Origin of the sequence: Peribacillus huizhouensis (assembly GCF_014138605.1) — a bacterium.
GTDB classification, from domain to species: domain Bacteria; phylum Bacillota; class Bacilli; order Bacillales; family DSM-1321; genus Peribacillus; species Peribacillus huizhouensis.
The window spans coordinates 166,260-177,264 of the sequence record NZ_JACJHX010000009.1 but is presented as its reverse complement, the minus strand read 5'-3'; the positions used below and the strand labels follow the sequence as shown (position 1 = coordinate 177,264).

11 protein-coding genes are annotated in these 11,005 nt (G+C 38.0%); all 11 read left to right on the top strand.

Annotation, left to right across the window (positions count from 1 at the left end; all coding sequences use genetic code 11):
* Positions 1–674 precede the first annotated feature (674 nt).
* The 11 genes from HNP81_RS15000 (at position 675) to HNP81_RS14950 (ending at position 10,697) form a co-directional block, all read left to right on the top strand.
* Positions 675–872: a DUF2768 domain-containing protein gene (locus HNP81_RS15000; RefSeq protein WP_028391563.1), complete on the top strand. Its 198-nt coding sequence runs from the start codon at positions 675–677 to the stop codon at positions 870–872.
* 13 nt (positions 873–885) lie between these two features.
* Positions 886–1,605, top strand: a complete 720-nt coding sequence (locus tag HNP81_RS14995) for a YphF family lipoprotein (protein ID WP_182503160.1) — start codon at positions 886–888, stop codon at positions 1,603–1,605.
* Between the two features lie 199 nt (positions 1,606–1,804).
* The gene (spoIVA, locus tag HNP81_RS14990; protein ID WP_182503159.1) at positions 1,805–3,283 is read left to right on the top strand and encodes a stage IV sporulation protein A; all 1,479 of its coding nucleotides are present in this window, start codon (positions 1,805–1,807) and stop codon (positions 3,281–3,283) included.
* Between the two features lie 802 nt (positions 3,284–4,085).
* Positions 4,086–4,358 carry a non-specific DNA-binding protein Hbs gene (hbs, locus tag HNP81_RS14985; protein ID WP_028391560.1) on the top strand — a complete coding sequence of 91 codons (273 nt, stop codon included), beginning with the start codon at positions 4,086–4,088 and terminating at the stop codon, positions 4,356–4,358.
* Between the two features lie 289 nt (positions 4,359–4,647).
* Positions 4,648–5,214: a GTP cyclohydrolase I FolE gene (folE, locus tag HNP81_RS14980; RefSeq protein ID WP_182503158.1), complete on the top strand. Its 567-nt coding sequence runs from the start codon at positions 4,648–4,650 to the stop codon at positions 5,212–5,214.
* A 21-nt stretch (positions 5,215–5,235) separates the two neighbouring features.
* A complete protein-coding gene (gene mtrB / locus HNP81_RS14975) occupies positions 5,236–5,469 on the top strand; it encodes a trp RNA-binding attenuation protein MtrB (protein ID WP_028391558.1) in 234 nt (77 codons plus the stop codon).
* A 549-nt stretch (positions 5,470–6,018) separates the two neighbouring features.
* Positions 6,019–6,849 carry a heptaprenyl diphosphate synthase component 1 gene (locus tag HNP81_RS14970; RefSeq protein ID WP_182503157.1) on the top strand — a complete coding sequence of 277 codons (831 nt, stop codon included), beginning with the start codon at positions 6,019–6,021 and terminating at the stop codon, positions 6,847–6,849.
* A 2-nt stretch (positions 6,850–6,851) separates the two neighbouring features.
* Complete coding sequence (locus HNP81_RS14965) at positions 6,852–7,556, top strand: demethylmenaquinone methyltransferase (RefSeq protein WP_028391556.1); 705 nt, start codon at positions 6,852–6,854, stop codon at positions 7,554–7,556.
* 34 nt (positions 7,557–7,590) lie between these two features.
* Positions 7,591–8,553, top strand: a complete 963-nt coding sequence (gene hepT, locus HNP81_RS14960) for a heptaprenyl diphosphate synthase component II (RefSeq protein WP_028391555.1) — start codon at positions 7,591–7,593, stop codon at positions 8,551–8,553.
* A 282-nt stretch (positions 8,554–8,835) separates the two neighbouring features.
* The gene (gene ndk / locus HNP81_RS14955; protein WP_028391554.1) at positions 8,836–9,282 is read left to right on the top strand and encodes a nucleoside-diphosphate kinase; all 447 of its coding nucleotides are present in this window, start codon (positions 8,836–8,838) and stop codon (positions 9,280–9,282) included.
* Between the two features lie 641 nt (positions 9,283–9,923).
* Entirely contained in the window at positions 9,924–10,697 is a 774-nt protein-coding gene (locus HNP81_RS14950; RefSeq protein WP_182503156.1) for a CheR family methyltransferase, read from the top strand.
* Positions 10,698–11,005 lie beyond the last annotated feature (308 nt).

Sequence of the window (11,005 nt, the reverse complement as noted above, 5' to 3'; positions counted from 1 at the left end):
GCCCGCGGAAAGCGAGTACCTGCAACGGAAATCAACCCGGGTTATTAGTGTAAAAATGATTGAAAAGCAACAAAGTATGTGAAAACAGCCTTGTTTTATGTTAGTTTCAGATTGGAAATAAAATTCACGCATTTTTTCTTTAATATCAATAAAGTGAAACTTCAAATCAGTAGGGGTTGCTTCATCCCTCACTGATGGTTAGTCCTGTTCTACTGTCGCTAAGATCTTCGCTTTCGCTTGGAACAATCTATAATAAGAATCCTGCTTCAATGAATCACAGACTTTGTACGCCCCGTCCTTTAGTCTTACATCTGTGTGACCCACTTTCAATGGGCGCAAACTTGACCTCTGTGTAATTATCGGTAAGTTTCACTTTCCTCTCCAATCGGACCTTTATGGGCAGTAAGACCTCCACCTTTTTCTATGTCCCTCATAAAGCATGAGGTGGTGGGTCTTACTACCTGTTAAGCGATAGAAAAATAATATGTTTGCAAAATACTTTTGGTTCTAAGCCATAAGTAAATATCGATTGTTTCAATTAATTAAAGTAACTTGTAAGGTATGGCATTGACTATAGATTTATACATTTTCAAATAATTCTAAAGGAATCGTTAATTTCCTCCCAATGCTGGAAATTCATGATATAATGATTCGGAAAAAGGAGAGGATAAATAATGACACCAGCACTGCAGAAAATGTGGATTTCGTTTGTTGCCATGGGATTTATGGCAATCTCCATTTTTTCTATTTATTTTAGCCGCTATAAATTAAAGGGGATATGGCGCATATTAACCGCAATTATTGCATACATACTAATGGTTTTGGCCGGTCTGATTATTTTTATAGTAGTTGTCAGTGGACCGACTAATTAAAGAGGGGACCAACATGAAATCGATAAAAAAATTCATAACTATTTGTACCATACCCCTTCTATTATCAGGATGCTTATATCCAGCAGAAAAAAAAGTAGAAAATCAGACCCCATATAAAGCGCAAATCCAGTCCGTGCAAAGTGCAGTAGATCAGTTTCAAAGTGAGCAAGCGGTTTTGCCGATTTTAACAAAAGAGAATGATACGCCTATTTATCAGAAATACGTAATTGATTTTAAGAAAATAGCTCCAAGATATATGGCTGAAGCACCGGGTAACTCCTATGAAGCAGGAGGTGTGTTCCAATATGTTCTAGTCGATGTGGAAGAAGACCCGACTGTAAAATTAATAGATGTTCGTATGGCTCAACAAATTCAAGATTTAATGATAAGGATAACCCTTTATCGTCAAAGCAATGGATATCCGCCATTCGGTGAGAGAATTTCCGACTATGTGTATACGCTGAATTATAAAGAACTAGGTATGAAGGAAGCGCCTACAGTAACAAGCCCATATAGTCACAAACCGCTTCAAATCGTTATCGATACAAATGGCGAGCTGTTTGTTGATTATACGCCTGATTTATACGACGTCTTACAAGCTGATGAAGTAATTTATAAGCCTGGTGATGATATCCGTGGTCTTTTAGTGAAAAATAGTGAATTTGTCCCTGCTTTTTCATTGCCTTATACTTATGATGCAAAATCAAAGGTTCCAATTTTCTTGACAAAATAGTCATAACCCTTTCCCTGCAAAATATATTGTAGGGGAAGGGTTATTTTATTTTCCTCTATTATCCATAAACATAAATGCCTGCCCTTATAGAGTAAAAAAACAGGTATATTCTTTTAGGACAACATCATACATTTATATTGTCCTAGAAATAAAACCGGATGAAGTTTATCCCAAAGACTTGAATTCAGGAGGGGATACCTTGGAAAAGGTAAACATTTTTAAAGATATTGCTGAACGTACCGGCGGAGATATATATTTAGGTGTCGTCGGTGCAGTAAGGACAGGAAAGTCTACATTTATTAAGAAGTTCATGGAGCTTGTGGTGATCCCTAATATCGCAACTGAAGCAGATCGAGCACGAGCACAGGATGAGCTTCCACAAAGCGCAGCAGGAAAAACAATCATGACGACAGAGCCGAAATTTGTTCCCAATCAAGCCGCGTCCATTCATGTTACAGAAGGTCTTGATGTAAATATTCGGCTTGTCGATTGTGTTGGCTATACAGTACCAGGAGCAAAAGGATATGAAGATGAAAATGGTCCCCGAATGATTCACACACCTTGGTATGAAGAACCGATTCCGTTCCATGAAGCAGCTGAAATCGGTACAAGAAAAGTGATTCAAGACCACTCTACATTAGGTGTAGTCGTTACTACGGATGGTTCCATTGGAGAAATTCCTCGCAGTGATTATATTGAAGCCGAGGAACGAGTAATTGAAGAGCTTAAAGAAGTTGGTAAACCGTTTATAATGATTATTAATTCTGTACAGCCACATCATCCTGACACTGCAATTTTAAGGGAAAATCTCCAAGAAAAATATGATATTCCCGTATTGACGATGAGTGTTGAAGGTATGAGAGAAGCTGATGTACTCAGCGTTTTGCGTGAAGCGTTATACGAATTTCCAGTACTTGAAGTAAATGTGAATTTACCAAGTTGGGTAATGGTTTTAAATGAAAACCATTGGCTAAGAGAAAGTTATCAAGAAGCTGTAAGAGAAACGGTTAAAGATATCAAAAGGCTTAGGGATGTGGATCGTGTCGTCGGTCACTTTAATGAATTCGAATTTATTGATCGAGCAAGTCTAGCGGGAATTGAAATGGGCCAGGGGATAGCAGAAATTGATTTATACGCTCCTGATGAATTATATGATGATATTCTAAAAGAGATTGTCGGTGTTGAAATCCGCGGGAAAGATCATTTACTCGCACTGATGCAAGATTTCGCACACGCTAAAGCAGAATATGATCAAGTCTCAGATGCGTTAAAAATGGTGAAGCAAACGGGGTATGGTGTGGCAGCCCCTTCCTTACACGACATGAGCATAGATGAACCGGAAATTATCCGTCAAGGTTCTCGATTTGGGGTACGGCTTAAAGCAGTAGCTCCATCAATTCATATGATAAAAGTAGATGTTGAATCAGAATTTGCGCCAATCATCGGCACGGAAAAGCAGAGTGAAGAACTTGTTCGCTATTTAATGCAGGATTTTGAGGACAATCCAATGTCAATCTGGAATTCGGAAATATTCGGCAGAAATTTAAGCTCGATTGTACGAGAAGGGATACAAGCCAAACTTTCACTCATGCCTGAAAATGCGAGGTATAAACTGAAGGAAACGTTGGAGCGCATCATTAATGAAGGCTCTGGAGGTCTTATTGCGATTATTTTATAAAATGGAAAAGAGGATGTCATTTAAGGGTCTGACCTCGCATTCTAAATCAGTATGTAGTGTTTCATACACTATCTTATACTGTATTTAGTTATTGCGGGGTCAGCCCCTTCTTTTGCTTTTGGGATACCTCTTTTTTTGAATTAGGCTCTGTTACTTGCTTGTTGATTGAAACCAAAGGTGTTCTACTTTCCTCGGCGCTGTTCACCTGTGGGGTCTGCCTTTGACTCGCTTCCCCCGCAAGAGTCTCACGTCTTACGCTCCAATCAACATACTGCCAAAATCAACAATGAGCTTTAGCATAGCTTTGAATTAAAAACGCCGTAGTTCGTATTTTTGCTTTCGGGAAATGGTCATAGAGTTGCACGAATTAAAAAGCATACTTTTTATTTGCATATTTTTCTAGGATGAAGTAGAGTATGAAAAGCTAGTTCTATGCGAACCTTACTCTGGCAACACATTCGGTGTTTATTATGGGTAAATAAGGGAAATGATGAATGATAAGCAGGCAAATTTATACTATATGCATATTCTCATGAAAAGATTCCCATTATTTTATGAAATTCCTTGCTATCTGAATAGGATTTGTGATAATCTACATTAAGAAAACGCATTGCAAAGCCATTCTTGCAGGTTTAGGGACCTTTTCTGAACGTTCCGGTGAGCTGCAAATCCATCCGGAATTCCTCGAGGTATTCTTAAGAAGAACATCAAAAGTGTGAATTTTTCAACTAGGTAACAAATCACTATTATAGTTTGTAATAATGATTTTTTATAAAGATCCTTTTGGGAGGAGGTGAATGGCATGAACAAAACGGAATTGATTAACGCAGTTGCTGAAACAGGTGAGCTTTCAAAGAAAGACGCTACGAAAGCTGTTGATGCTGTTTTTGATACAATCTTAGACGCTTTGAAAAGTGGAGATAAAGTACAACTAATCGGATTTGGTAACTTTGAAGTTCGTGAGCGAGCTGCTCGTAAAGGGCGCAACCCACAAACTGGCGAAGAAATCGAAATCGCAGCAAGCAAAGTACCAGCGTTTAAACCTGGTAAAGCTCTTAAAGACGCTGTTAAGTAATTACATAACGGTATTTGAGCATAAGAAGAGAGGATGTCCCATAAGTAAAGGGTCAGACCCTGAAACTACTATACAGTTTACATAAAGTGTACGTAACACTATTAACTGTGTGGTGAGTTCTGGATCAGGCACTTTGGGACATCCTCTTTTGCCTATTTTTTTCCGAGTATGTTACAATTGAAGAAGTTGTGCTTATCTTAAGTTATCTTTTCACAAATTTAATAATACGAAAAATGAAATATAATGACATACATAGAATGGATATTACTGAATCTTTGGAGGAAAAGAAATGACAAAAGTGAACCATGCAAAAATTGAAGAAGCAGTAAGGATGATTTTAGAAGCGGTTGGTGAAGATCCTGAGCGAGAAGGATTGTTGGATACACCGAAACGTGTGGCAAGAATGTATGAAGAGATATTTGCAGGGCTAAACCAGGACCCAAAAGAGTATTTCGAAACGGTTTTTGGAGAAGATCATGAAGAGCTTGTTTTAGTGAAGGATATCCCATTTTATTCAGTATGTGAGCATCATCTTGTCCCCTTCTACGGTAAGGCACACGTAGCTTATATTCCGAAGAATGGAAAAGTGACCGGTTTGAGTAAACTAGCACGAGCAGTAGAAACGATTTCAAAACGTCCTCAGCTTCAAGAGCGAATTACTTCTACAATTGCAAGTTCAATTATGGAGAAATTGGACCCGCATGGTGTGATGGTTATTTTGGAGGCAGAGCATATGTGTATGACGATGCGCGGAGTGAAGAACCCTGGCGCCATGACAGTTACGTCTGCAGTAAGAGGTGTGTTTGCTGAAAACCACAGTACAAGAGCAGAGGTATTATCGTTTATTAAAAATTGATAAAATGAGGCAGGGAATAGTATGGACGAGAAAACGTTTAAAGATTACATTGTAATAAAAGCAATTGAAGATAGTGTTAATGTAATTGGATTAACGAGAGGATCAGATACGAAATTTCACCATTCTGAAAAGCTCGATGCAGGAGAAGTGATGATTGCTCAGTTTACTGAACATACTTCAGCGATAAAGATCAGAGGTCATGCGATGGTTTATACGCCATACGGCGAAATCGAGAGCGAATCGAAAAAAGGATAAAGCGAAACTTAAATCAGTGGGGACTTCATCCCCATTGATTGGTAGTCCCGTTCTATTGTCGCTAATACCTCCGCGCAGCTTAGGTAATGCTACACTAAGAACCTGATTCAAAGAGAACTCAGACTATGTATGCTGGGTCTTGGGCAACGTCTGTGAGATCCAGATCTTGTGGGCCTGGAACTATACCGTGGAAAACCACGAAGCTGAGTTACACGTATCTTACCAATCGGGCTTTTACGCCAAGTTTCACCATCTTCGTTTCTTCGACTCCTCTAAACCCTGAGGTGAGGTCTTGACTGCCCGTTAATGCGGGATAAATAAAGCTCGTTTACACATTACATGAAAGAGCTTCATTCTAAAACAGCTCGTATACTACGATAGCTTGATTTTAGAAATTTTATAAACTAAATTTACGAGTATTGTAATAAAAATAAGGCGTACAAGGATATTTCCGATTATTTTTATGTTATAATAATTTGTGTTTCTAAACCGAGTCAAAATTGGAATAGAACGTCAATATTATCTTACGGGATACAAGGGTGATCTCAATTGTTAAACATAGACGATCTTTTGATTGAACTGAAAGAATCTACCGAGTCAACAGCTTATCATCCGTACTTGCTTAAGTATCTTGATAAGCCTAATATCGATTTTGATAAAATACTCTTGCTTTGGGGAATGTTTAATGAGCTTGAGATTCAGAAACAAGAACGAAATACGTATATTTTGGCTACATTGCTTGTTCAAAGTGCTTTGGATACACATGAATTAGTAACGAATACAAATGAAAATGATAATAGCAAAAACGGCAGAATGCTTAAGGATCGTCAGTTAACAGTGCTTGCGGGTGACTATTATAGTGGTCTCTATTATCAATTGTTGGCTAATTCGAATAATATTCAATTAATCAGTATTATATCGAATGCCATTAAAGAAATAAATGAACATAAAATTATGCTTTATCAAAAAACGATTACTAATGAAGCTGAATTAATGAGAAGCATACAAGTCATTGAATCTTCTTTAATTGGTAAAGTTGCTGATTATTTAAATATGCCTTTTTGGAAAGAAATTTCAGGAGCGTTACTTTTGTTAAAAAGGCTTCATTCAGAGAAGTTGAACTATCTAGAGAGTGGTGAATCTATCGTAGTTAGAGCGATTCAGTCAATAGACACACACAATAATCCTCTACCTACCAATCCTGGTGGAGAATCAAAGCGGATCGTCGATATAATTGATCAGCATATTTTACAAGTGCATCAGTCTGTAGAACGAACAGTCCAGCTGTTTAGTTCCCTAAATAAATCAGTTAACGATCGAATTCATCATATTCTCGAAGAAACAGCCGCCCATACAAATACATTTGTGGAAGAAGGGTGAACATGGAACAAACTAAAGAACAAAAAGTTCACCATGTTTTTGAAAAAATATATGGGAACTATGACAAGATGAATTCTGTCATTAGTTTTAAACAACATATCAAGTGGCGTAAAGTTACGATGGATCATATGAATGTAAAACGAGGTTCTAAGGCATTGGATATATGCTGTGGAACTGCAGACTGGACCATTGCTTTGGCTGAGGAGACAGGTAGTGAAGGGGAAGTAATTGGTCTCGATTTTAGCAAAAATATGTTGAAAATCGGAGAAGAAAAAGTAAAAAATATCAAGCAAATTACACTTCTTCACGGAAATGCCATGGAGTTACCGTTTGAAGACAATACCTTTGACTATGTGACAATCGGTTTTGGCCTTCGTAATGTTCCTGATTATATGCAAGTACTAAGAGAAATGCATCGTGTTTTGAAACCTGGGGGAATGGCGGTTTGTCTTGAGACGTCACACCCGACAATGTTTGGATTCAAACAAGGCTTTAATTTTTATTTTCGTTTTATTATGCCAATGTTTGGGAAAATATTTGCAAAAAGCTTTAAAGAATATTCTTGGCTTCAAGACTCGGCCCGTGATTTTCCAGGAATGAAAGAGCTTGAAAGAATGTTTAGTCAGGCTGGTTTCGCTAAAGTGAGCTATAAAGCACATACTGGTGGAGTAGCTGCCACACATTTTGGCTACAAGCTTGAACAATAGAAAGGGTTAGTGACTACAAAGCTGGGTGGAATGTATGAAATTTAAAATGTTGTATTCTTTTTTGAATACGGATCTTCAATTAATTGAGAAAGAATTGGAAGCTGCTATCCAGGCGGATTCCCCTGTACTTAGACAAGCATCACTGCACTTACTTCAATCTGGAGGGAAACGCATTCGCCCAGTCTTTGTATTATTGGCTTCTAAATTTGGCAATTATGATATTCATGTTATTAAACATGTAGCAGTAGCTCTTGAGCTTATTCATACAGCATCGCTTGTCCATGATGATGTTGTAGATGATGCAGATTTACGAAGAGGTTCGGCTACAATAAAATCAAAATGGGATAATCGTGTCGCCATGTATACAGGCGACTACATTTTTGCACGTGCACTTGAAGTCATGTCTAATATAAATAATCCGTCTGCTCATCAAATCCTTGCTAAGACAATGGTTGAACTATGCTTAGGGGAAATTGAACAAATTAAAGATAAGTTTAATTTTGAACAAAATTGGCGAACTTATTTCAGACGAATTAAACGAAAAACGGCTTTATTAATTGCTTCAAGTTGTCAATTAGGTGCAATTGCTTCCAGTGCTGATAAAGAAGTGTGCCTGAAGCTTTATAAGTTCGGATACTATGTTGGTATGTCTTATCAAATCACAGATGATATTCTAGATTTCACTGGTTCTGAAGCAGAATTAGGCAAGCCTGCAGGTGGAGATCTTCGCCAGGGCAATATTACATTACCTGTACTAATTGCAAGGGAAGATCCAAAACTTAGAATGTTAATCGAAACGGTCCATGAATCTATTTCAAAAGAAGAAATGAATATCATTATTAAAGCGATAAAAGCTTCAGGTTCGATTGAAAAAGCAGCAGAAGTAAGCAATATGTATCTAAAAAAAGCATTTGCTGAGCTTGAAGGACTTCCTTCTAACCAGGCGAGAAAAACTTTATCCCAAATTGCGAAAAATATCGGCAAGCGGAAATTCTAATAATTACATATTAAGCTGGGGGAGGATGATTCCCATAGTGGATGATCTAACTCAGCTATTAAAAAAGACAAATACCTACTTCAATGAGCCTTCTCTTTTCTAATTGTACAGGAATTAGAAAAGAGAGAGTTATCTGTAACTCCGTACATCTTTTTTTAATAGGACTTATTTTTCTAAAAAAATGTATGCGTTTGCAAAAAATAGTTGCTATATTATTGGAAAAGTGATAATATTTCGATGGATAGACAGACAAACAGATGATACATAGTGGGAGTGGGAGAAATGGAACAAACATTTTTAATGGTTAAGCCAGATGGGGTACAACGCAGTTTAATTGGTGAAATTGTTAGCCGCTTTGAAAGAAAGGGTTTTCAACTAGTTGGTGCTAAACTGATGGTAGTCACTCAAGAGCTTGCCGAACAGCATTATGGCGAACATAAAGAGCGTCCTTTTTTTGGTGAACTTGTAGATTTCATTACTTCAGGTCCTGTCTTTGCAATGGTTTGGGAAGGTGAAAACGTCATTGCAGCAGCGCGTCAAATGATGGGTACGACAAATCCTAAAGATGCAGCAGTTGCGACAATCCGCGGTGATTTTGCAATGACGGTTGGTAAGAATATTATTCATGGTTCTGACTCATTAGAAAGTGCAGAACGTGAAGTAGCATTATTCTTCAAAGATGAAGAATTGGTAGCTAGCAATAAAGTAATCAATGAGTGGGTTTATTAATTCTTTGCAAAATAAGTATTCGAAAAGCCTAGATGATGAGTGTATTCACTCTTCATCTAGGCTTTTTAACTATTAGTTTGACTTACTGTAATCCCACTTTTAAATTTCACCAACTAGTCAGAGTAAAGTATTAGAGAACAACATGATGGCAGTGACCATTTAATTATTAGAATCAGGTTGAAAAGTACCATTCTTTTCCGATAAGAATAAGAGATTGTATAAAGTAAAACATCAAATAGTTGGGATTTTTCTTCATCCCCAGGCTGATTGTTAGTCCAGTTCTACTGTCGCTAAGATCTTCGCTTACGCTTCGATCAATCGACAGTAAGAACCTATACAATGAATCGCAGTCTAAGTACGCCGCGTCCTTTTAGTCTTTCGTCTGTGTGACCCATATCCTGTGGGCAACGTAGACGCCATCACATCCTGTGATAGTCCGACAGCATAAAAATGGAATACTGGGTGGCGTGGTTTGCCCCAGAGTATTACAGCTTATGACCTTAAGTAGGGCTAGGAGCCGCAACTAGATTAGGCAGATGTCCCCCACGCACTTCTTTGATTCCTCTAAGCCTTGATGTGGAGGTCTTACTGCCCGTTAATGCGGATAAAAAATATTTAAATGTTACGGGGAGTCGTTAATAATGGTACAGGAATACGAACAATTTATTTTAAAGGTAAGAAAACTAACTGGGATAGATTTATCTTTATATAAAGAAGCGCAAATGAAACGGCGTTTGACTTCCCTTTATGAAAAAAAGGGGTATCGTTCATTCGATGCATATTTTCAAGCAATACAACAAGACACAAAGCAACGAGAAGAGTTCCTTGATCGGATGACGATTAATGTATCGGAATTTTATCGCAACGCAAAGCGTTGGGAAGTGTTAGCAGAGAAAATTTTACCTCGGTTGCTTACTGCTAATCAAAAACTGAAAATATGGAGTGCCGCCTGTTCGACCGGAGAAGAACCATATACGATTGCAATGGTGCTATCTTCTTTTCTACCTCTACATCAGATAAAAATATATGCCACTGATATTGATGAAAACGTCCTTGCACGAGCGAAGCTTGGAATCTATCCGGAGCGTTCATTAAATGAAGTGCCTGCCGAGGTGAAAAAGAAATTTTTCATTAAAGAAGGAAATTTTTATCATATAGCGGATGAAATTAAGAAAACAGTTACATATAAAAAACACAATTTATTATCTGAACCATTCGACAAAAACTATGATTTAATTATCTGTCGAAACGTGTTAATTTACTTTACTGAAGAAGCTAAACATCTTCTATACACAAAGTTTAGTCAAGCATTAAAAACCGACGGTGTGTTCTTCGTTGGAAGTACAGAACAGATTTTTAACGCAAACCAATATGACTTTGAGGCGGAAGATACTTTCTTTTATAAGAAAATATAAAGTGAAATTTTATTCAGTGGGGGTTTTCTTCATCCCCCACTGATTGTTAGTCCCCTACTACTGTCGCTCAGATCTTCGCTTTCGCCTCGATCAAGCGGACAGTACGTACCCGGTTCACTGAATCACAGACTAAGTGCGCTGCGTCCTGCGGCAACGTCTGTGTGACCCAACATCCTGTGGGCCTCAACTATACCACTGAAGATCACAGCAGTAAGTTTCACTGTATCTCACCAATCGGGCTTCTACGGGCAGTTAACTCCCACCTACGCTTCTTCGATATCTCTAACCTTTGAGTTGGGGTCTCACTG